General features: G+C 40.2%; 18 protein-coding genes. 11 read left to right on the forward strand and 7 right to left on the reverse strand.

Annotated features, from left to right (window positions below; all coding sequences use genetic code 11):
* Positions 1-70: 70 nt before the first annotated feature.
* The 3 genes from IQ274_RS05220 to IQ274_RS05230 all read left to right on the forward strand — a co-directional run bounded on the left by IQ274_RS05220 (position 71) and on the right by IQ274_RS05230 (position 3,070).
* Positions 71-1,384: an AAA family ATPase gene (locus tag IQ274_RS05220; RefSeq protein WP_194141624.1), complete on the forward strand. Its 1,314-nt coding sequence runs from the start codon at positions 71-73 to the stop codon at positions 1,382-1,384.
* Positions 1,369-2,001, forward strand: a complete 633-nt coding sequence (locus IQ274_RS05225; RefSeq protein ID WP_194141625.1) for an RloB family protein — start codon at positions 1,369-1,371, stop codon at positions 1,999-2,001. The genes IQ274_RS05220 and IQ274_RS05225 overlap by 16 nt, the downstream gene beginning before the upstream one ends.
* Before the next feature lie 265 nt (positions 2,002-2,266).
* The gene (locus IQ274_RS05230; protein ID WP_194141626.1) at positions 2,267-3,070 is read left to right on the forward strand and encodes a PEP-CTERM sorting domain-containing protein; all 804 of its coding nucleotides are present in this window, start codon (positions 2,267-2,269) and stop codon (positions 3,068-3,070) included.
* Between the two features lie 266 nt (positions 3,071-3,336).
* Here the strand turns inward: IQ274_RS05230 and ebsA are convergent, their stop codons facing one another.
* A complete protein-coding gene (gene ebsA, locus IQ274_RS05235; RefSeq protein WP_012410470.1) occupies positions 3,337-3,711 on the reverse strand; it encodes a type IV pilus biogenesis protein EbsA in 375 nt (124 codons plus the stop codon).
* Positions 3,712-4,372: 661 nt separating this feature from the next.
* Between ebsA and IQ274_RS05240 the strand changes: the two genes are divergently transcribed.
* A complete protein-coding gene (locus IQ274_RS05240; RefSeq protein WP_163927566.1) occupies positions 4,373-5,779 on the forward strand; it encodes a glycosyltransferase in 1,407 nt (468 codons plus the stop codon).
* A gap of 66 nt (positions 5,780-5,845) precedes the next feature.
* On the opposite strand, the gene dnaX is transcribed toward IQ274_RS05240, so the two are convergent.
* Positions 5,846-9,235 (reverse strand): DNA polymerase III subunit gamma/tau, encoded by a 3,390-nt coding sequence (gene dnaX / locus IQ274_RS05245; protein ID WP_194141627.1) that lies wholly within the window; start codon positions 9,233-9,235, stop codon positions 5,846-5,848.
* 352 nt (positions 9,236-9,587) lie between these two features.
* On the opposite strand from dnaX, the gene IQ274_RS05250 reads away from it, so the two are divergent.
* Both IQ274_RS05250 and IQ274_RS05255 read left to right on the forward strand, forming a co-directional pair.
* Positions 9,588-10,274, forward strand: a complete 687-nt coding sequence (locus IQ274_RS05250; protein ID WP_194141766.1) for a hypothetical protein — start codon at positions 9,588-9,590, stop codon at positions 10,272-10,274.
* 170 nt (positions 10,275-10,444) lie between these two features.
* Positions 10,445-14,401 carry a CHAT domain-containing protein gene (locus IQ274_RS05255; protein WP_194141628.1) on the forward strand — a complete coding sequence of 1,319 codons (3,957 nt, stop codon included), beginning with the start codon at positions 10,445-10,447 and terminating at the stop codon, positions 14,399-14,401.
* A 79-nt stretch (positions 14,402-14,480) separates the two neighbouring features.
* On the opposite strand, the gene recR is transcribed toward IQ274_RS05255, so the two are convergent.
* Positions 14,481-15,110, reverse strand: coding sequence for a recombination mediator RecR (recR, locus tag IQ274_RS05260; protein WP_148220441.1), 630 nt, complete (start codon positions 15,108-15,110; stop codon positions 14,481-14,483).
* 594 nt (positions 15,111-15,704) lie between these two features.
* Between recR and IQ274_RS05265 the strand changes: the two genes are divergently transcribed.
* The gene (locus IQ274_RS05265) at positions 15,705-16,316 is read left to right on the forward strand and encodes a LuxR C-terminal-related transcriptional regulator (RefSeq protein ID WP_163927562.1); all 612 of its coding nucleotides are present in this window, start codon (positions 15,705-15,707) and stop codon (positions 16,314-16,316) included.
* A gap of 196 nt (positions 16,317-16,512) precedes the next feature.
* On the opposite strand, the gene IQ274_RS05270 is transcribed toward IQ274_RS05265, so the two are convergent.
* A complete protein-coding gene (locus tag IQ274_RS05270; protein ID WP_163927561.1) occupies positions 16,513-16,995 on the reverse strand; it encodes a DUF4168 domain-containing protein in 483 nt (160 codons plus the stop codon).
* Positions 16,996-17,104: 109 nt separating this feature from the next.
* Positions 17,105-18,094 (reverse strand): DNA polymerase III subunit delta, encoded by a 990-nt coding sequence (gene holA / locus IQ274_RS05275; protein WP_163927560.1) that lies wholly within the window; start codon positions 18,092-18,094, stop codon positions 17,105-17,107.
* A gap of 163 nt (positions 18,095-18,257) precedes the next feature.
* On the opposite strand from holA, the gene IQ274_RS05280 reads away from it, so the two are divergent.
* Positions 18,258-19,049, forward strand: coding sequence for a DUF1868 domain-containing protein (locus tag IQ274_RS05280; protein WP_167306179.1), 792 nt, complete (start codon positions 18,258-18,260; stop codon positions 19,047-19,049).
* Between the two features lie 94 nt (positions 19,050-19,143).
* On the opposite strand, the gene IQ274_RS05285 is transcribed toward IQ274_RS05280, so the two are convergent.
* Both IQ274_RS05285 and IQ274_RS05290 read right to left on the reverse strand, forming a co-directional pair.
* Positions 19,144-19,929 carry an RDD family protein gene (locus tag IQ274_RS05285; protein ID WP_163927559.1) on the reverse strand — a complete coding sequence of 262 codons (786 nt, stop codon included), beginning with the start codon at positions 19,927-19,929 and terminating at the stop codon, positions 19,144-19,146.
* A 45-nt stretch (positions 19,930-19,974) separates the two neighbouring features.
* Complete coding sequence (locus IQ274_RS05290; RefSeq protein WP_163927558.1) at positions 19,975-20,820, reverse strand: hypothetical protein; 846 nt, start codon at positions 20,818-20,820, stop codon at positions 19,975-19,977.
* An 80-nt stretch (positions 20,821-20,900) separates the two neighbouring features.
* On the opposite strand from IQ274_RS05290, the gene IQ274_RS05295 reads away from it, so the two are divergent.
* The 3 genes from IQ274_RS05295 to IQ274_RS05305 all read left to right on the forward strand — a co-directional run bounded on the left by IQ274_RS05295 (position 20,901) and on the right by IQ274_RS05305 (position 23,390).
* Positions 20,901-21,854, forward strand: a complete 954-nt coding sequence (locus IQ274_RS05295; protein WP_194141629.1) for a stage II sporulation protein M — start codon at positions 20,901-20,903, stop codon at positions 21,852-21,854.
* Between the two features lie 101 nt (positions 21,855-21,955).
* The gene (locus IQ274_RS05300) at positions 21,956-22,525 is read left to right on the forward strand and encodes a Uma2 family endonuclease (protein ID WP_194141630.1); all 570 of its coding nucleotides are present in this window, start codon (positions 21,956-21,958) and stop codon (positions 22,523-22,525) included.
* 79 nt (positions 22,526-22,604) lie between these two features.
* On the forward strand, positions 22,605-23,390 hold the full coding sequence (locus IQ274_RS05305; RefSeq protein WP_194141631.1) for a DUF6745 domain-containing protein: 786 nt from the start codon (positions 22,605-22,607) through the stop codon (positions 23,388-23,390).
* The last annotated feature ends 301 nt before the right edge of the window (positions 23,391-23,691 follow it).

Genomic DNA, 23,691 nt, shown 5'->3' on the forward strand with positions numbered 1-23,691 from the left:
AGATTTGCCTACCTTTAAGATAATATTTACGTGAATAAATCACAAAAAAGTGCCTTGTGCGCCTTGAATTATGCTTGTAGATTTTACAGTCGAAAACTACCGATCAATTAAAGAACCTGTAACACTAAGTGCGGTTGCTCAAAAACAAAGCGATCGTCAGACAAGCCAAAACAGCAAACGCAAACGAGTGAAGTCAGATCATGAAATTACACCTGGATATCATGTTGAAGGGTGGGATATTGAGCTTTTACCTGTTCTGGCAATTTTTGGAGCTAACGCATCAGGCAAGAGTAATGTTATCCAAGCTCTCGATTATTTATTGCTTATTATGGTTCACGGCACACAGGAAGCGATGCAATTCCAGAGTATTTTAAAATATGCAAGACTAGATACTTTTAAATTAGATAATATCTCTGCTCAAAAACCTACAAAATTTGAATTAAGAACTTTATTTAAAAATAATATCTACACCTATTCTCTGGTAATTAATCAAAATCATATTATCTCAGAAAAATTAGACTATTCTTTAAATACAACTAAGCGTCTGCGTCGTTTGTTTTCACGTCAATGGGATGAGAATAGCAAAAAATTTATATGGAAAACTGGTGAAGATTTTGCTGGGCCTCATAATCAACTTCAGTCTAATATTAAAGAAACTGAGTTATTTATTAGCACATTAGCAAAACTAAAAGTTGATATAATTCAACCTCTCTTATATTGGCTATTAGGTAGCTGGCGTGGAGTTAATTTAGGAAGTGGAAATTTCACTCTTGAATTGATTACGGCACTACAAGCTCAAGAGTCTTCTCTAATTAACGATATACTCAAACACGCACTAGAGATTGTACAAAAATTTGACACAGGACTATCTGGAATCAAGATGAATAAATCTGAGAAAGGATTAGAATATAAAATATATGCTTTACATAAAACCATTGATGGTAAAGACATTATTTGGTCTTTTGAAGAAGAATCTCTAGGAACCCAAAGATTATTTGGTTTAGCATTTCAGATAGTAGTAGCTCTGGCGAAAGATGGTCTAATAATTGTCGATGAATTAGGTACAAATATTCATCCTAATATTGTAAGAAGTATTATTAGAAGATTTCAAAATGTCAAAACAAATCCAAAACACGCTCAACTGATTTTAACTAGTCATGATAATACCTTACAAAGAAACAACTTATTACGCCGTGATCAAATTTGGTTTACACAAAAGCGCCCTGATCAAAGCACTGAGTTGTATCCTTTGACTGATTTCCATGTGCGAAATGATTTGGCAATTGATAAAGCTTATTTAGATGGTCGTTTTGGAGCCGTTCCGTTTCTCCCATCTGAAGAGGAAATGATTTTACAGGGTGATGAGCAGTGCCAAGAAAGTTAAATCGTCACGCACCTAGCAGGAATATTGCTCAGAAAATACTAATTGCTTGTGAAGGAAGTAAAACAGAACCAATTTATTTCAATAGTATCCGCAATGAATTACGTTCATCAACTTTAGATATTATTGTATTGCCTCATCAAAACAAAACTGATCCACGTAGCATTATTGAAAGACTCATCGAAGAACGACAGCAGAGGAAAGATAACCAGCAATGGAGTAAAGAAGATGAGGCTTGGGCTGTTTTTGATGGAGATGAGCATATTGAAAAGAGTCTGGAAAATTGGCAAAGTGCAATAAATCGGGCTACAAGCCAAAAGATTAATCTCGCAATTACAAATCCTTGTTTTGAACTCTGGTATCTAATTCACTTTCAAGACCATTTTGCACAAATCAATCGTGACAGGTTAGTTAATTTACTCGGCAAGCATATACCCAACTATGACAAATCAATGTGCTTGTATCCAAAACCATTGAAATCATTAACTGAACAAGCGATTCAACGTGCTGAGAAGATGGCAAAGCAGATAGAACGGAATGAATTATCTGAGCATTCAAATCCCTGCTGTAGAGGCTTGCCTAAACTGATTAGTAGTTTATTAAGCTTAGATAATAGTTAGAAAAGTTTATCTATATTACTTAATTGTACAGAATAAACGCTAGTTAAATTCAGCTTAAAAAACTAAAATTAACAGGCTTATGATAAATATTGTTTAAGTTGAAGCACAATCTAGATAAAATTTTCTCGCTTTTGATCAAAAAATTTTTTTTCGATGAAGCTTACTTCACAAACTTGGGAATAATAAACTGTGCCTGAGAAAAATTTTAAATAAATCTCAGCGCATTAGGTGTGTTTTTATCGGCGCTTCAAGGAGCAAGTTGTTAATGAAAGTAAGTTCATCAGGGATTAAGCTAGGTTGTGCAATTCTTAGTGGCAGTTGTTTAGCAGCAGTGACGATCGCTTTAAGTGGAGCAAGTGCTTTTGCTGCTCAATTCATCATAATTGAAAGCACTGGCACATTATCAGGAACAATCGAACTTCCCAGAAATAATCCGAATTTCAATAACAGTATTACTCGTATTGATACGGATGACACTGGAACTTATTACCGGAACTTAGGTACTAACAATAATCCTAACTATGTTCCTGTATACCAGTCAGACTATTTGCAGGTAGAAACGCGCTCTGATGGAAGTCTGCATTACTTTGTTGACTTTAAAGGTATTCCCTTTGTCTCGTTCGATGGTGTTCTCACATCGCCGGTTCTCTCTGATGGTCAGTTGACACCCTATAAATACCAAGGACAATTAGCAGGAACCAAATTTCAAGGAGTAGTTCAGGATGAATTTAATTTCATAAAAGCCTTATACGCTGGTACTGTCACCGATCCAGACACCGGAAAGCAGTATCAGGGCACTTTTGAAGTAAGTGGATATGGAGTGCGATATAGCGATCGCAATGGTAACTCAACTCCCACAGTCTTTGATTTCCAGTCTGATATCCCAGGTTCGCCAACTGTAACATCCTTGAACATCACTAACGCTACCCTGGCCAATTTAAGAATCAAAGTACCTATTTATGAAACTTCTATTCCAGAACCCGCTAGCGTTATGGGCACTTTTTTGGTAGCTGGTTTTGGTATGGTTTTGAAAAGAAAAAAACACATCTACCCTAAGAAGATGTTTTGAAAGTATTGTATGACTAAGAGTTATTACTACACAAAGCTGAGTCCATCTCCTGAAATAACCAAAACCAAGGTTTTTCTAACTTATAGAGTTGGGTAAGTAAGGTTTCATGTAGCTGTGACTTAATAGTTGCCCAGGTGAGTAATAAATTAAACTTTAAAAACATCTTCTATGAAGATGTTTTTAAGGTGAAAAGCTGGTAAGTTTTATAATCACACAGGATAGTTTTAAAAACGAGCCGAACTAGCAAAAGTCCGGCTCGTTTTTAATCAATCATCTATACGCAGTAGCTTGCGGTAAAATGGTTGTGAAAAATCGGTCAAGCGATGGCGTTTATAGTTGTCCATAACTTCAATTAAAAAATTAATAAACTCGAAACTAGCCATCATTAGTTCGTAACTCAAGTCAGCATTGCCATCAAACTGAATTCGGCAACGGGTTAAGTCAGAGGGTAAAGTAGCAACATTCCAAGATGCGACAAAGGGGACATGTTCACTAGCTTCTATCTTCCGGTGTCCCTCCAAAACCCCTTTTTGATAAAGACTGATGGCATAGGGTAAAAAATTGCGCTTAGTGCCTTGGACGTAAGGTAAGTAAACACTGGCTTGTTGTTGATTAGCAGGCTGGAGTTGCTCAATAGACATGGTTAAATATTCCTCAAGTTAGTTGGCAACTAGGGATATTAGTGGATGTTAGTAGTGTTCCCAAAAGATGTGTCTAAAGCACATGGTAGAAAGAGAGTGGGAATTGGAAATTGGGCATAAGTTATTCTCCTTGCCTCCTCTGCCTCCCCTGCTCCCCTGCCTCCCCGCGCCCTACCCCTCTGCCTCTTCTCATATTCCATAAATGAAGTTACTGCTAAGAAATATTAAAATTTCGGTTACAATAAGGCTGCATTAACTTTGATCGCAGCTGGGCGCAATAACATAACATGAAAAACCCACACTATAAATTTGTGGGTGTTATTATTGCTTTTTCTTCCAACAATAAGCTGCTGTCACCTTGGTATCACTTTGCCTAAACCGGAATTCTCATTAGAGAAAGTCTGGCTCTACAAGCTTCCTGCCCAAGTGGGTATAAAAGGAATCAAGCCTCTGTCTAAGAGTAGCAAACGTGGTTAATGCTAAGTAATTACCCAGAGTGACAGTGACAACAAAAGTAGTCCCGGCGGCTTTTGGCTTAGGGATAGCGGGTATTGCAGTTTGCCCATTCCGATTAAAATCGGGAAAAGTAGCTTAGGGATATTTGTCCGTAAAATTACTAACTGTAGACAAATACTGGTTTTTGAATCAAGCAACCTAACCTATGCCAGCGAATTCCTGGCCCGAAGAAGATTCTTATCAAGAGCTTGATCCGCTCAACTCCTTGTTGTCTGACCTATCAGTAGATGAGGAGTCAGTGTTAGAGACAGATCCTATGTCTCTACCATCCCGGTTTCAAGGTCGTAGAGGCAAAGCAGCTCTAGTCTTGACTATCGTCTGGAGTGGCACGATCGCTCTACATTTAGTTTCTTGGGCTTCCATATTTATTCTAGGACTGACCACCATTCTAGGATTTCATGCCTTGGTGGTCGTGTTTACTAAATCCCGTCGCTATCCAAAAGAAATACAGGGAGATTTGCCCTTTGTATCTGTATTAGTGGCTGCGAAAAATGAAGAAGCAGTAATTGCAAAATTAGTCAAAAATCTTTGTAACCTGGAATATCCAGGTGGGCAGTATGAAGTATGGATTATTGACGATCACAGCAGTGATAGCACGCCACATTTATTAGCAGAACTAGAACAGAAACACGAGCAACTGAAAGTATTAAGGCGTTCAGCAGAAGCTAGTGGCGGCAAATCAGGGGCGTTAAATCAGGTGTTGCCTCTGACAAAGGGCGACATCATAGCAGTATTTGATGCTGATGCCCAAGTGACACCAGATTTGCTGCAACAGGTAATACCTTTATTTCAGAGAGAAAAGGTGGGGGCGGTGCAGGTGCGAAAAGCGATCGCCAACGCTAAAGATAATTTTTGGACTAAGGGGCAAATGGCCGAAATGGCCCTTGATACCTGGTTTCAGCAACAGCGCACTGCCCTTGGTGGTATTGGCGAACTGCGGGGTAATGGTCAATTTGTCCGGCGTTCAGCCTTGGAAAGCTGCGGTGGCTGGAATGAGGAAACTATTACCGATGATTTGGATTTGACAATCCGCTTGCATTTGGATAAATGGGATATTGAGTGTGTTTTCCATCCAGCAGTGCAAGAAGAAGGTGTGACAAATGCGATCGCACTTTGGCATCAACGCAATCGTTGGGCAGAAGGCGGTTATCAACGCTATCTGGATTATTGGGATTTAATTCTCAAAAACCGGATGGGAACGCGCAAAAGCTGGGATTTGCTGATTTTTATGCTGATTATGTATATCTTACCTACAGCAGCAGTACCAGATTTGTTAATGGCGATCGCGCGTCATCGTCCACCAATGTTAAGTCCCATTACAGGCTTGTCCGTTACCATGTCGATGGTAGGGATGTACACAGGTCTAACGCGCATACGTCAAGATCAGAAATTCTCACTTTCAACATATCTTCTGATGCTAGTGCAAACCCTGCGTGGCAGTTTATATATGTTGCACTGGTTAGTTGTCATGAGCAGTACTACTGCCCGGATGTCGGTAAGACCAAAGCGCCTAAAATGGGTGAAAACTTTGCATACGGGGCATGTGGAATAGCCCCTTTGGGGAATTAAAAATTAAAAATTAAAAATGCAAAATTACCAAAAATAATTTTGCATTTTTTTATTCATCATCAACTTCTGATTCTTCTACCCACTCAGGTGTAGTTATGGAATCGGAGAATTCTGTTGAATCCTCAGTAAAACGGATAATTTGTCCGTTGAAGAATTCTGCTAGACGTTGAGCTGCGATCGCAACTTCATCAATTTCCCAATCAGGTGCGGGTGTTCGCTGTGGCGGTGGAGGCAAAGTTTGCGCCCCATTTCTATTTGCCCCATTTCCATTTACTCCATTTCCATTTACTCCATTTCCATTTACTCCATTTCCATTTACTCCATTTCCATTTTTTGCTAGCGGCTCGGTTCTTAGTGGCGCTGGCGTTGCTGGCTGTGGTACTGGCGCTGGAGAAATTTGCTGGTTGTAACTAGGAGTAGCTGGTTGCTGAACGCGACTAGAGTCTTTTGGCGGAGGATTTTTTTTAGCTGAAGTGGAGTTTGAAGAAATTCCCTTTTCTATATTTATCTGGATTTCACGCTGGAAAGTCTGCTGGAAAGCTTCCGTAATCATCGGTAGATAAGATTTACCCTTGTCATACCATGCCTGTTTGATAGCAATTCGAGCCATAACACCGTCGAATTCTATAAGTTGGCTCATTTGACGCAGCATTTCTTGCCTTGATTTTGGCTGGAGGTTAGCCAGCACCTGTTGCCAAACCTGAGTTAAATCATATTGTGCTTCTCCAACAACTTCTGATGTTACTGCTTCAACGCTCGCAGGCAATACGGTTACAGGTTCTGGGGTTGGTGGTGAAACTGAGTTAGGAGCAGAATTGTGATTTGTTTGCTGTTCAACTGCGCCAGATGAAGTGACAGGCTGATTTTGGGCAATCGCTACATGATGGTTTGTAGTCACTGAGCCTTGTCGAAGTGTAGAATTATGATTTGTTTGCGGTTCCGCTACCGGTAAAGAAGAGACTGCATGATTTTGGGTAACTGCTGGAGGATAGCTTGGAGATACAGCAGGTGGGTTAACTCGCGGCGCGATATTTGGAACTTGTGGTTGAATATTTGCCGTCGCACTGGGTAACAATCCTAGTAATGTTACTTCCAACCATAAACGCGGCTGGGTGCTGTTTTTAATTTGTACTTCAGCTTTTCGTAGGTGTTCCTGTCCCGCCAAAATCATGGTCATATCGAAGTATTGAGCAAACTCAACCAACGCCGTCCAGGTTTGCTGAGTACAAGCAACCAAATCGTGGCGGTTGGGTGCTGTTTTGGCTATGAGTAAATCGCGGTAGAATGCAGCGAGATTTTGCAGAAGAGTTAGGGGTTCTCGACCACGATCAAGAATTTTGTGGGTACTGTCAAGAACTGCTTCGGGTTTATCTTGAGCGATCGCATTTAGAAGTTCCAGCAAGTCCTGTTCGCTTACCGTCCCGACCAAATCCCAAACTCTATCTGGTGTCACTTCACCCGCTAACAAACCCAATTGATCGAGCAAACTTTCGGCATCTCGCAACCCTCCCTGAGAAAGTTGGGCTACCAGGGTTACAGCTTCGGGTGAAATATAAATGCTTTCTTTAAAGGCGATCGCACTTAAATGCTTAACCATCACCTCTAATTGAATACGTCTAAAATCAAACCTTTGACAGCGCGAAATAATCGTTGGTAACACCCGTTGCGGGTCTGTTGTCGCCAATACAAAAACTACGTGTCTCGGTGGTTCTTCTAGGGTCTTAAGTAGCGCGTTGAATGCCTGAGTACTGAGCATGTGGCAATTATGTACCAAAAGCCCGTTTGCTACAAAGTTATGATTATCTGCTACTTCAATGTCATAAACTCGCTCAACCCCAGCGAGGTGAACAGATTCGACTGTCTCCAAACTTGTAATCCATCGAGGGAATGGAATATTGTTTAAGGTCTGCGAGCCATTTTCTACTGGTGCTTGCGCCCATCTGAATGTAGTGGTATATTTTGCCTGTACTACTTCTGGTATAAAACTTTGTTGCGGCTGAATATCCCATTGCTGTAAGCCAACTGGCGATAAGTTGATTTTCTGCGCCGGAGAATCCTTCTGTATGCAATTGAATTTGTGGACTTCCTTGTGGACTGAGACTGAGTGAGCCATCATCCATGTACCACCAAGCAAGTCCTTCTGGGGTAATTCGATTAAGCCAGTCCATAGAGACGAGCTTTTTATCCCCATTTGGTTTAACGATTTCCAAGACATCTTTGAGTTGGGGATGACAAGCGGTGTTACAGGTAACTGATATGTTTCCGTATCCTTTGTTACCTGTAATTCGCAGTTTTGGACGCAATTCTTCAAGGCGATAAGCTTTGTATTCCAACCATTCTTGCTGCTTTTCTGAGTGTGTCCAACACAATCTGGGGAATCTGCTGTATTTATTGGGATAACTGATAGAGCAATCTCCAAGTAAGGTTCCGTAGATAAGTCCAAGTGCGTTTGGCTGGATAACTGCCGCATCCGCAAGGAATTTTTCTGTTCTAAGTTCCCAGATTCCGTGTCCTTTTTTATATGGATGTTTTTCCCAACGAGACTGGATGCTGATGATTCCTCGTCCTTTTTTTTGTAAAAAGGTTGGGATATCGAGCTTTTCTCTGCACCCGCAAGCACAGAAGGGTCGGAGTAATTCGGCTTGTTTAAGGATAGATTCCAAGTCGTATGATTTTTGCCCAGATGTATTGCCTTTAAATTGGTGTCCCCTAACAAATCTTCGGGTGCGTCCATCGATACCAAATTTGTAAATGAGGATGCCGCATCCACATTCACAGGGGATAGTATCTTCACTCCTTCTTTTACGTCCTTTGCTTGTAGCCATCCCTGATTTGTCCTAATTAAATGATTACCCGTACATCTAATTTCTCGATTAGTTGTTTTGATAACCAGGGTTTGTCTTTCCCCTTGATCTAACCACCTGACAACTTTCTTGAATTCCCACTTACCTAATGAGTCGTTGTAACTCAGAACCTTCTTGTCTTTAATTTTGGGATCATCAATTCTTTGAAGTCCCTCATCAGTCAAAACCAGAGAATCTCCAGTTAGGCATTCATCTATTACATAAACCTTGTAACGACACTGCACAGGGGCAAACTGGGCTTTTTCAATCAACTCGCGGATATTATCGACACCAGTGTTACTAGCAGCATCGATTTCAATTACATCTAAGGCGTAACCCTTGGTGATTCCTTGACAAACATCACACACGCCGCAGGGTTCAGCAGTGGGCCGATCGCTTTTGAGACAATTGAGAGATTTAGCTAAAATCCGGGCACTAGAAGTTTTCCCCGTACCTCTTGGCCCTGTAAATAAATAGGCGGGGGCAATTTTGGATGTGCCGATCGCATTCGTGAGGGTGGTAGCGATCGCCTCTTGTCCCACCAGTTCAGCAAAACTTTTGGGGCGATATTTGTGGTGCAGGGGTTCGTAAGACATGGAAAAATAGACTTCAATGCCTTTCAACGTTAATTAGTAGCACCGAGTCGAGTTTGGGATTCAATTATTTTAAACTCTCGTACCTGCTTTGTTTATCGATGTTGCCATAGCGCTTACACTCAACTAATGCCGTCAATTTTGGCACTCAGGAAAGCAAGCAACTAGATCATAATTCTTTACTATGATTTCAACATCAATGTATCGGAATTATAGCATAGCATTTAGTACATTTGTTCTCATCAAAAGTAGGAAGTAGGGAAAAAAGAACTAATGACAAATGACAAAGAACTAACGCTATAGTCCAGTGCGATCGCTACAATTTTAGGATAAGCAAAACTCGATGGTGCAGCAGATGCTCAAGCGGCTATTTCAATGGCTCAAAAAGCTTTTTCAGAGCTTGTTCGGTGGAAAACAGAATGTCTCAAAATCTAGGGGGAATATCCCAAAAGAACCAGCCCCACCCCTAAGCGATACGGATCTTGAATTTCTCTTCACCGAGCTGTTGCAAGGAGTACATCAAGCACGAGGGGAAGCCTGGGCGCAAAAGTGGCTGCATAATATTGAACATCGGATTACAACTGAAGATTGGGTTCAGTGGTTAGGGCGCTTTAGTGAAAAATTGCTAGCATCACCGACACCGAATAACGAAATAGCCGCACGGTTAGTACAACTCGGTGAGTTGGACATTGGAGAAATCGGAGATGTTGCCCATAGTATTGGAATGCAGTTGTTGACGCGCAATCAAGGCGAACCAATTTGGGAATATGAAGGGCCAGACGCTTTTAGCACGACTTTACAATCTGAGACGACCGCCCCCATATCAGAGTCAGCAGATGCGCCAGAGAATCTCCCAGAGGGAGAATATCAAACTGTCACCCTAGAAGAGTTGTTTGTAATGTTGCAAGAGGATGAAAACTTACGCCAGCAGATTGCCCAACAGCTTGCCGTTGAGACAGACGATCCACAACTGCTTGTCCAGGCATTGATCAATCAATTGTATCCTGCCGGTCAATCGACTACAGAGCAAACAGAAAATTAGTCGAATCGGGAATTGTAACGTTGTAATGCTTTACTCTTGAATTTTGGTATATTTTTTGCTAACCTGCGACGGAAGCGCTGTCCTAATCTAATGGATTTTTACGTAATTGATGATTTTTTTAACACAACGATGGCTACAATCTAGAAAAACAAAATCCAATAGTGTGGCAGATGCTCAGGCGGATATCGCAGTCGCTTAAAAGGCTTTTAAAGCGCCTCATTGAAAGTAAGCAGGCTAGTTCTCTCAAGGGTGCGAGAGGACACAATCTGGTGGAGGTACTACCAGAACTAACCAATGCTGATCTGGAACAATTGTTTATCCAATTGTTAGAAGGCGTGCATCAAGCACGAGGACGACAGTGGGCATTGAGGTATCTGCAACGGGTTGAAAATCGGATTCCGGCTGAACGCTGGATAGATTGGTTGGTGATGTTTGGCGAAAGCTTACTAGCTTCACCTGCACCGAATCCTCTTTTAGCATCACAAATGGTGCAATTGGGGGAACTTGGTGTTGGCAGAATTGGAGATGTTGCTTATGACATTGGCATCCGCATGATGCAAAACTCACCTACACACATAGAGGATGAGGAGAATTATCCAGAAGCGGACTTAGAAATTACTCCTGAACAATATGGGGTAGAAATCGCTCCTGGGGAAGAACTGATCGGCAATTTAGACGAGCAGTTATGGGAGCATGATGAGCCAGATGTCATAGAAACTACTCCTGGGGAAGAACTGATCCGTAATTTAGGCGAGCAGTTATGGGAGTATGATGAGCCGGATGTCGTAGAAATAACTCCTGGGGAAGAACTGATCCGCAATTTAGGCGAGCAGTTATGGGAGTATGATGAGCCAGATGTTGTAGAAATCACAACCGATGAAGAAATTATCCCAATTTCGCCTGGGCAAGAGCTAATTCGTAGCTTAGGTGAGCAGTTATGGGAATATGATGTGCCAGCTGTTGAACCAATCACCTCAGCATCTGAAAATGTCTCTTTTGAGGAAAGATTCACCGAAAATTTAGAGGAACTGGTATTGGAGTATGAAAGGGAAGAAGCCCAAGCCACAATACTCGAAAATCTCCCTCTCCCCGCAAAGGAAGATTCAATCACCTCATTAGCCCAACTGAGGTTCGATGATGAAGAAGTTGTTCAAAGTACAACAGGAGTAAATCTCCTTTCTACTAGGCCAAGAAGTGAATTAACAACTTCTCCCTCAGTGGAAAACTGGGATAGCGCTTTGACAAATTTAGAGCCAAATGTAGCTAATACATTAGATGAGTTGTGGGTGAAATTGGATCAAAGTACCAATTTAGTCCAGCAACTTGCTTCTAACTTGGCAGTTCAAAGCAGTAATTCTCCCGGCATTATTGAGCGACATAGCGATAATCCGATTACCAACGCTCAAGGATGGTTTTACCAAGGTCTAAGCCAAGCGAAAACAGGTGATTTGTTAGGCGCGATCGCATCTTACGATCAAGCTATTGAACTTCAACCAGAAGTCTCAGAGTATTGGTTTAATCGAGGCTTGACACTGTTCCATTTAGAACGTTTTGAAGAAGCGATCGCATCTTACGAAACCGCCATCGAACTAAAACCCGACTTCTACAAAGCTTGGCACAACCGGGGTGGAACTCTCGGAGAATTGGGATATTTTGAAGAAGCGATCGCTTCTTTTGACAAAGCTATAGAAGTCAAGCCAGACTACCAAGAAGCTTGGTCTAGCAAGGGTTTGGCGCTACTGAAGTTAGGTTGGCTACCAGAAGCTATTTATAGTTACGATCAAGCACTGCATTTGGAACCAGAAGACCAGGAAAATTGGTATCACCGAGGGATAGCCCTAGCTGTAGGCGAACAATTTGCAGAGGCGATTATATCCTACGACAAAGCCTTAGAAATTAACCCAGAGTACCACGAAGTTTGGATAGACCGGGGTGTAGTGCTGTTTAATTTAGGAAGGTGGTCAGAAGCGATCGCCTCCTGGGATAAAGCCCTTTCAGTTCAAGCCGACTTCTACTTAGCTTGGTACAACCGAGGTATAGCATTAGACAACTTAGGTCGTCGCCAAGAAGCGATCGCTTCCTATCGCCAAGCGATTGCCATCAAACCCGACTTCCACCTAGCTTGGTATAATCAGGCAGTAGCGCTGTTTTATTTAGAACAATTTGCCGAAGCGATCGCTTGTTATGATCACGCTTTGGAAATTAAACAAGATTATTGGGAAGCTTGGATTGGTCGGGGAACTGCGATCGGTAATTTAGTAAATTCTGACGCATTGCTGAATTTGTCGAGTAATATAACGGCGGCAAATCCCGCCCTACAACAGGGCGGCTACGAAGGAAAATTAGCCAGCTACGAAGAAGGGTTAAAACATCTACGGACAGATACCCATCCAGAAGGTTGGGGTAGATTGCATTTAGCGATCGCTAATACTTATTACGATCAAGGCAAAAAACATCCCAATCCTCGCGATTATTGGCGCAAAGCTGCATCTGAGTACCATCAGGCTCTGTTAACCCTGACACTAGAATATTTTCCCCTGTTCCACCTAGAGGTTTTGCAATCTCTCAGCAAAGTACTGATGGGTTTGGGACAAACAACACAAGTTCAAGAATTGCTGCAACGCGGTACAGATTTATTGCGACAATTGCTGAGTGAAGAAACTCGCTCAGACGAAAGTAAAAAACAGCTAGCTTTGAAATTTGCAGGCTTTGATCAATTGGCAGTTGATTTAGCAGTAGAGTCTGGTGATTTAGTTGAGGCTTGGGAAATTGCTGAACAAGGCAAAAATGCTTGTTTGAACTGGCTACTTTCGGGCTGGAATAATAATATTTACTCGCCCTATTATGGTGCAATTCAACAACTATTTAATCCTACAACAGCAATTATTTACTGGCATATTAGTCCAGTCGCCCTACATACTTTCATTCTCAAAGACCAAGCGCCATCACCGATTCTCCTGTTTACACCCATGCAAGATACAGGGGCAATACCTTTAGGAGAAGACGCTATTCGTCTCAATGAATTGCCGCTACCTGAAGCAGTGCAACGCCTAATTGAATTTGAAACTTGGCTAGAAGATTGGCATCAACAATACCAAGAATATCGCACCACAGCCCAAGACAAAGAAAGTAAAAGCCAGCATTCTTGGCGAGTGGATATGGAACAGAAGCTAGTGCAGTTGTATGGCATCTTGAATATTTCCACAATTGCCCAAGAACTCGAAGGCATCACCCAACTGGTTTTAATTCCTCACCGCGACTTGTACAGATTGCCCATTCATACCCTTTTCCATCTTTCTTCCCCATCCCAGGAAGAGTTGCCGAATGTGGAGTCTAATTTCACCGTCACCTATTTACCTAGTGCCCAAATAGGTTTATCAATAAGAACTGAAGATATTTGGCAATGGCAAAATCAGTTATTGCTCAGTGTTGAACATCCTGAAAGTGCAGGTTATCCTCCACTAAAATTTGCCAAACTCGAATCTGAAGTTGTGAGCCAGATGTTCAATAATATCCAACGAATTCAGGGAGCAGAAGCTACAAAAAATATTGTTGAAAATGCCTTGTTTGATAATTACAACATTTTTCATTTTACAGGTCATGTCACTAATAATTTAGCTGAACCCAAAAAGTCAGAATTAGCATTAGCAGGTGAAGAAAAACTGACTCTAGATGAAATCTATCACCAAAATCTATCAACTTACAACCTGATTACTCTCTCTGCGTGTGAAAATTTAAGTACTAGTAACCACACTATCAGCAGTGAATATGTGAGTTTAGCCAGTGGTTTTGTAAGTCAGGGTGTGCCTCATATAGTTAGTACTCTCTGGAGTGTAGAATCTTCAGCTAGTGCCTTGGTAATGATAGAGTTTTATCGGAGATTACAGTCTAATAAATCAGCAGTTACTGCCTTAGCGGAAGCAACACGGTGGCTGAAAGAACTAACTGCTGGAGAACTAACAAAATGGTATGAAGATATTTTGAATAATCTGCATCCTGAAGAATTACGCATTCAAACTTATTTAGCGACGCAACTATATAGAAATAGTAAAATGGCATCAGATAAAAATCTTTATAATCATCCTTACTACTGGGCAGCATTTACGATTACGGGTAAGCCTAATTAATACTTTGAGGTAGGGGCAATTCATGAATTGACCCTACCTCAAAATTTTTACTTTTAGTTTATAAACCTTTGAATTAACCTCAATCTAACTCTCTGCGTCCTTCCAATGCCCTTGCCAGGGTCACTTCGTCGGCGTATTCCAAATCACCACCTACAGGCAAACCAAAGGCAATCCGCGTCACCTTGGTAAACGGTTTCAGTAGCTGACCTATATATAGTGTTGTTGTTTCCCCTTCTACACTCGGACTAATTGCCAAAATCACTTCTTGAGGTTTTTGCTGATTTACCCGTCGCTGCAAAGCCAGTATATTCAACTGTTCTGGCCCAATTCCATCAATTGGAGAAATTACCCCACCTAAAACGTGATATTTGCCTTTGTATTCGCGGGTTTTTTCCAGCGCAATTACATCGCGGGGATCTGCTACGACACAGATAGTATTGTTGTCACGGTTAGCATTGCGGCAGATTTCACAGACAGGTTCAGCAGATAAGTGGAAGCAAACAGAACACAAGCCTATCTGTTTTTTGGCTTCAATTAAAGCTTGTGCCAAAGCTTCTACTTCTGCTTCTGGACGCTTCAAAATATGCAAAGCCAGTCTTTGGGCAGATTTAGGGCCAACTCCCGGCAGGCGTTGCAATTGCTCAATTAACCGTGCTAAAGGGCGTGCGTAAACCGTTGTCTTATCTCCAGAATGTTTTACTTTAACTATGATGACATTTTTCAGGTACTTCCATCTGTCTGGTATGGCGTTTATTATGGAAGCTTTTGAGCCTATCAAGTTGGCGAGGTTAACTGTGAAGTGCGATCGCTTACTTTAATCAATGTAAAATTTAGTCTGTAATTTAGTTGCCTAGTAAATACACGCACATACAAATATTTATGTGTATATTTTATTTACATCTGAATAATTTTTATTTATTGGGGTGATAGCTATTTTGTAGAAGTGGCTCACATTCAACAAAACAATACGTTTGATTTTAGACAATTAATCTAGCAATGACACCTTAGCGTAGCGAGGCAAAGTCCAGCCAAATTAAATTTTGCATCTTCCGAAATAGCCTATTTCAGAATTGTATTTAAAATGTGTAACCTCAATTAATTCAAACAAAATAGATGAATTGTTGATTGAGTATTCTCAGGAGTTTATGTTAGAAAGAACACTTGTACTTACTTTGATCGGTATGATTAGTCTGCAATATTCATCCAATTTATTCAGATAATCATCCAAAAAATAGATTAGTACATCTTTTAAGTTGCACGAATCTAACAAACAAGCACGATTTTATACATTAATCTATCTCCTATGATTGCCCTAACAAAGACATTATTAAAAACAGTATCAGAACCAGAACAGCTAGAGAATATTGATTTACTTAACTCAAAGCGAGCTAATTTTTTACAAGAAGTAATTGAAGGCTTAGAAGACGGTATATTAATTTTAAGCCAAACTGGTGAATTAGTACATAGTAATGCGTCTGCTAATCGCCTTTGTTGCCAATTCAATCAAGACAATTTTAACCCGAATTTTGTACCGCCAGCTATCTGGAATCTTTGTGAATCTTTACTCAGTAGCCGATATTTGTTTTCTGATAAACTTCTGATTTTGTCGGATGAAATTGTACTTGATAAATCAAATATTTTTCGGATTAGGGTGAGACTGCTAGATTTAGATGGGTTTGAAGTGCCTTGCTTATTAGTTACTATAGAAAACCAATATGAATCTGTAAAAAATGTAGCACTCACTGAAGTTAAAAAATTTGACCTTACGCCACGAGAAGCGGAAATTTGGTTTCTCTATAGAAGTAACTACAGCTACAAAGAAATTGCTATGAAGCTTTACATCACCATAAACACCGTGAAGAAGCACATGAAAAACATTCACACTAAGCGACAAGCAAGCTTTTCTGATAATTGAATGATAGGACGGTAATAAAAATCGATTCGTAAAATTCAATAGATTATTAAATTATTAACCTATTATCCACAAACAAGTATTTTATGAATCAATCTTTGATTGTTCTTTAAATAAAAAATACTAGCCCTTGCTTTCATACAAGGGTAGTTATTTTAACCTCTATCCTGCCTAATTTTAGTGTTGATGCAGATTTTAACTAAGGAGAATCAGGGGTTTTTTGCAGACGTAATAAGGTATTGTAAACCTGCTGTTTTAAAAGATCGTTATTTTGTAGTTCTATAGTGATTTTGTTAAACTGATCAATGCTCAAACCATTATCTTGAACAATTTTTTGAGAGTTATTACAGTAATTTACTGCGATATCTTGAGCCTTTCTCGGAAGACCGTTTATGCTGTTAGAATCGTTACAAACAATTTTGGGAACTTCTCCATTGCCAATCAGGTTTTTAATAGTTTCAAAAGCCTTTTGACGTGCTGGTTCCATTGCTAGCACTGCTTGAGCGTAGCTGTCAATTTGAGTATTGTTAGCTATTGGTGATGCAGTTTGACCATAAGCTTTTGAATTAACTGAAAAAGCGTTGGAAATGACACTCGCAGTAGCGATCGCGCCGAAAAAGAATGATTGGCAAAGGATTCGCTTTCGGCTGGATCGGGAAAAGAAATTGGAAATTTTATTCATATAGTGTGTGACACAAAACTACATCAGGGATATTATAAGAACTTTGAATTATTTTCGGAGTTGGAAGTTCCAGCAACTGTTCAATACATCAAGTTTTTATATTTGATTGTCAACTTCCTTGGCATACTTGACAAAGTTCGATGACTTTAGTCTGAAAGGTTGACATTTCTGATGCTCCTTGCTTAAGGCTCACTTCTAATTCCAATAGTAGAGGTAAGCAGGAGATTAACTGTTGCACAGAAAGCAGTTTGATTTCTTGTTGTAAGAAGTAGATCCGCTTGGGATTACCGATATCAGCAGCACTAGCGATCGCTTGTTGGTTGCGCTCACCACTTTCTATCATAATCTTGACCCATAGCCAGGTGCGAAATTGTCCAATCAATGTGGCCACTATCCGTAATCCCGGCTCGGAAGCATTGATCATATCTGCCAAGGTTGTCAAAGCTTTCGCTGTATCTCCTATTCTGATTGCTGCTGCTAATTGTAAACTATTTTGAGTAGTATTTCTTACTAACTTTGTAACGGTATCTACGTCTAAAGGCTTATTGCTACCGTGGGCATATAACCGTAATTTCTCTATTTCATTGTAGAGCAATCGCGTATCATTTCCGACGGATTCTGCCAACAGTTGGGCAGTATTGGCAGTCAGTTTTACGCCCACAGTCTGGGCTACTTGATTAACAGATTGCACTAGTAATTCGGTTTTCCAAGGGGGGATGAGGGGAAATTCTCGGAATTCGGTAGCAAATTGTTTTAACAATTTCGTGGATTTGAGGCGTTCATCTGGCTTGTTGCGGCTGCTGAGTAATAAAAATGAGTTTTCGGGAATGACAGATAGCGATCGCACCAGTTCCGCTAAGACATTCTCTGGACAGTGCTGACACAGGGTTGTATTTATCAGCCATACCAAGCGCCCACCAGCGCCGAAAGTGGGTGTCATCACCTGATTTAACCCCTGGATAGCAGCATCAGCTTGATCTGGGGTGAATGCAGTGTAATTAAAACTTATCCAATTGGGATCGAGAACGCGATCGCGCAAAACAGCGATCGCCTTTTCCATCGCAAAATCATCTTCACCCCAGTAAACATAGATTGGCATAGATAAACCCCTCACCGATGGGCATTGGAGAAGAATTCTTAAAACTTTTAACTCCTAACTACTAACTTCCTCAGCCCCAAAAACTAAATACTTTTAAAATCATTCTCTTATTCGGGGTAATTTTCCCTAAAATCTATCAAGTGAGAGCGTGAGGCTATGAAGATTGGACGACAACTATCAAACTTACTTAAATCGGTTAGCACGACTGACGCTGCCAGAAGCCTACAGATCCCAAGCCCAGCATATTCAGGAATCTTCTAAATTTCAGCCAAATTCTGGCTTGAGAGAAGCAGCGTCTTTTCCTGGGTATACGCTAATTACAACGCCTGCGGCAGAAGAAGAATCAGAAAATTCTGCTTTCTATGCCAAATTACAGACTTACCAACAGGAACTTTTGCAGTTGCCTGTAAACCGTAATTTGATTATACCTGTACCTCCTGCTAGCTTCCATGTAACTTTAGCGGATTTAATCTGGGATCATGCTTACCTTGATGCCCGCGAAAAGAATCCCAAATTTGACGAGGAGTTACCCTCTTGTTTGGCCGAAATATTTCAGCAATATCAACAATTGATGACAAATAGGAGTCATCCAATTAAATGGCAAATGCTGGGACTGATACTGATGCCAAGAGCTATAGCCGTTTGTTTAGTACCTCAAGATGAAAGCTGCTATGAGGAAATTATTAAATTCCGCCGAACAATTTATCAAAATCCCAAGTTGATTGCCTTGGGTATTGAGCAGCATTATCATTTCACTGCCCATGTTACATTAGCCTATTTTGGGGAGGTTTCATCTGACTTAGACCGCACAAGTTTCAGCACAAATCTTTCGGAATTGAACGAAAAATGGCTGTTTAATTTGCCAGAATTTTTGATCAATCGCGTCGAATTACGAAAATTTGACAACATGACACACTATTATCGTGAACCAGACTGGCCGATTTTAGATTTTTAAGTCATTAATTAGTAGTTAGTAGTCAGTAGTTTCCACTCACTGACCACTAACTACTGATTATGATTTTGTTTTTTAGGTAAATAAAATTTCTCGCCTAAAATTTAGGCTCTTGATATACGAGATAAACAGCTTCTAAAAATACATCGGGTGTAACAGCTTCTGGCAAGCTTTCTAAATTAATAATAGCTACTACTTGCTCGGCTAACTTTAGAGATAGTGAGGCTCTTGCCTTTAATGACATTGCAGCCCGTCGCTGCAAATATTCACGAATAACTGCAAAATCATCGGGCAATAATTTCGATAAATCGGCGATTTGGATTAACTGTTCATGAAGTTCCTTTGCTTGTTCTGAAATGGTCAATGTCGCAGATGCAATGGTTGTTTCAGCTTGAATTACAATTGTACCGGCAGCCAAATCACCTAAACGCTTTTCACGACTACCCAACATAATTAAAAAAGCGCCAATAAATAAAGTTTCATCAAAGGGTCGCAATAGGGCACGGAGAGTTGCTTGTTGTAACCCAATTAGTCTGCCATCATCTCGAACTACGCGAATTTTAGCAACCCGTTTCCCAGGGGTTTGCCCAAACCATAATGTTTCAAAAAATACAAAATAGCTGATGTAAATTGCAAAGGCAATAATGAAGAAAATTGCTAACAACCAAATATCTAAATTTGGTAAACTCGTAAAAAAGTCTTCAAGGAAATTTACCAGTTGCGTTGAAAAGACAGTCCAGGTAAAGACAAACAAAAGCAAAGTTATACCCAACACTGTATAGTCAATCAGCAGCGCTAAAGCTCGATTACCAATTCCCGCTAAAGTAAATTCCAACTCTACACTTTCTGGAGTCTGGAATGTGATGCGATTAAAAAAGCGCATATTTTAACCAATTGAAAATTAATAGAGTTGAATTAAGGCGTTAAGTTAACGAAAATCTTGTGTAGGAGGTTGTCTTAACTGCAAACCCAAACCCTCACGCCGAGTCCGCAAGTCCAAGTATAAAACAGCTTTTAGTGCTTGCCAGAACGGCATGATCAAAACTCCACCTACTAAGCTGCCAATCACAGAAATAAAATACACAATTCCGTAGATGACAGTACCAGGCTCAAGCTTGATGAGGAATAAGCTAGGTACATAGTTTAATACAAACACTAATGGCAGTGTAACGAAAAAAGCAACTAAAACAACGCCCTGAATGCGAAGTACCGAGGCTTTAGTTAACTCCCAACTTCTAGCAACACTTTCGCCACCATTAACATTTTCTTCAACTGCTAGCGGTACCTCAGCTACTATCCAACGAGAGTAGAACCAGGTTAGTCCCAACAGTAAAATAATTACCATTAAAATTATTGTCAATGTGGTTGTGACTATAACACCCGCAGTACCTAATATCCCTCCCAATAACGCTACTAGCAAAGCAGACAGAATACCACCTACGATCGCCAATCCTAAATAAACTACCAGCAAAGATAATCCTACCTGAAACCCAACTCTTAAAAATGACCAGAGACGCGGATTAACATGGCTGCTGGCGGCTTGGACACTTTCAGGTTGGTAAATCAATTCTCCAAAAGCCAAGCGTGAAATTAGTCCAGAGATGGCTGCATATTTTGCCCAGCCATAAATCGGAAGGAGAACCCACAAGTGAGCGATCGCAGCCAGTTTCAGATAAGTCTTAAGATGAGAACGATACAATCGCACCGCAGCACTGACAACATTTCCTACACTCAGTGGTTGTATCTGGCCGGAAGATCCAAAATTTTCAGACATAATGGCAAATTTCCCTTGAAACTACGGAGATCAATTTGAGGCTATCTTAAGCTAAGTTAAACTCAGTGTTCCCAAAATTCATGAATATTCAACGTTGGATTGCGCGACGAGAACCAAATTGGCAACGTCTGGATGCCTTATTAAAGCAGATAGAAAAAAAAGGGCTAAAGTCTCTAAGGGCAGCAGAAATTAGAGAGTTAGCGAGTTTATATCGTTCAGTAGCGGCAGATTTGGCTCGTGCCCGTACCCAGCAAATCGGCAATACTTTGATACAAAGTTTACAATCTTTAACAACTCGTGCCTATACGCAGATTTACCAAGGTTCGCGGCGACAGGAATGGCAGGCAATCCTAGAATTTTACAAATGGGGATTACCCGATGTAGTCCAGAAAACATTTGCATATATTGCTGTAGCCACGGCACTGTTCCTACTGGGGGCACTAGTGGCTTGGTGGTATTCTTGGCAAAACCCCAGCTTTATGGCTTTGATCGTACCTGAAAGTTTGATTACCAAGGTGCGAGATGATCATAAATTATGGATGGGGTCAATTGTCGGTGTTGAACCTCTGGCATCCAGCAGTATCACAATCAATAATCTCTCAGTATCCTTTGGTGCTGTTGCCGGTGGCATCACTGTCGGACTATATACAGCGTATTTGATGATTTTTAATGGCTTATTAATTGGTGCTGTTGGCACTTTAGTTGGTCAAAATAATCTGGCTTATCCTTTTTGGGCCTTTGTGTTTCCGCATGGTTCCTTAGAATTACCCGCAATCTTTTTTGCTGGGGGTGCAGGATTTTTATTAGCAAGAGCAATTTTATTTCCTGGTAAATATCGCCGTGGAGATGCACTGAAATTTTATGGTTCTCAGGCGGTGCAGCTAGTATTTGGCATTGTACCAATGTTGATTATTGCTGGTACGATCGAAGGCTTTTTTTCACCTAATCCGAGCATACCTGATGTAATTAAATATTTTGCAGGAACGGGATTATTTATACTTTTGGTAATGTATTGTAAACGCAAAAAAGCATGAAATAATTTAGATGTTGACGGATTGGAAAATTGAAAAATATTTTAGAATAAGGTAAATACTAACGATGCCAAAAAGTATTATAAGTTGAAGCTAGGATAATCATGGTACAAATATCAAATAAAATATTGACACTAGAAGAGTTTCTCGCACTACCAGAAACTAAACCGTACTGTGAATACATTGACGGTCAAATCATTCCAAAACCTATGCCTCAAGGAAAACATAGCACTATTCAAGGAGAACTATGTCCCACAATCAATTCTGTTATCAAAGTCCAAAAAATGGGTTGGGCTTTTCCAGAATTGCGTTGCACTTTTGCAGGACGTTCTATAGTTCCCGATGTCGCTGTATTTTCTTGGGCAAGGCTTCCCGTAGATGAAAATGGTGATATTGCCAATACATTTACTGTAGCACCCGACTGGATAATTGAAATTCTCTCCCCCGAACAAAGCCATACAAAAGTTACAAAAAAAATCTTACACGCTCTCAATCATGGGACTCAAATGGGTTGGTTAATTGACCCTGATGAGCGATTCATTGCTGTTTATCCTGCGGGACAACAACCTTTACCTTTTGAGGAAATTGAGTCTGTTTTACCAGTGCCAGAATTCTGTCAGGGTTTACAGTTGACGGTAGGTGATATTTTTGGATGGTTAAAGGTGACTGCGTAACAAATATTTCGTTTAAGCCAACTTATTATTTTTATACTGAAAATATATATGCCAAAACACATCATCATCGAACTATCTGATGAACAAGAGGCAATGCTACCTATATAGACATAAGTGGCGATCGATACAAATATCAACTGAATCAATTAAGCAAGAAAAAGTCGCAGCAGTAATCAAAGCTGCTTATGTGGTGAGTGATTATCCTGAACCTGAGATATTATTCTATAGCAGTCCGATGACCGCAATTGAGAAGACTCTTACTATAGAGAACTTTAAGGCATATCTAGGGCGCGATATCCACATGAAATTCGGTAAAAGAGTAATAGATCACCTTCTACATGGAATAACGCAACAACTTGACGAACATCTCTGTATCAGATTGCGGAACCAAGTTCAACACCCTGAATTTCCGTACTACTCAACTCATAGTCATCCACTAATTTCATACTTTACCTACACAGGAAGATGTTTGGAACATCAACTAACTGCCGATCTTGAGAAACTTGAACTTGAATTTACTGATATTTTATACTTTAGAAATAACTTGACTAGACCAGCAGAATGGGCAATTTGGGGTTGTATGTTGGATTTTTGTATCTCAGTTCTTAACCTTCAACACGACAAGAAAAAATGGAATGTACTTAAAGATTTAATGCAACATTGTGGTTTTATGTTCCAATTTGAAAAGGTTTGTATAGTCTGCGATCGCCCTTGTAAGTTATCTTTTGACGAAGAAAATATACTTCATGCTGAAGGATTACCTGCTCTTCAATTTGCTGATGGCTATAGTGTTTATGCTTGCCACGGAAGACATCCTTCTCAAGAAGAGCGCTATTATCAAGAACAAGATCCTGATTCCGTGTAGATGCACAGTCTAACAACGAATAATTTGGAATTGCTACTTAATTTTAGGCACTCACTGAGCAACACAGATTTTTATCCATTTTCTAGCAAAGTTATATTTTTTAAATTTAGTTATTTACTCATTTTTAATTATTTAAATTAAACTTAAGTTTTTATTGGCATCTTTTTACTAACTAATCTAATCAATCAAATATCAACAAGTAAAAAATATTTTAAATTAAGATTTAAACGCATCTTAATTTGTTATTTATCAAGTGTTAAAGAAAGTTTAACCCTAACAAATGTAACTTGATTAAGGCTGG

Source organism: Nostoc sp. LEGE 12447, assembly GCF_015206985.1.
Lineage (GTDB): Bacteria > Cyanobacteriota > Cyanobacteriia > Cyanobacteriales > Nostocaceae > Nostoc.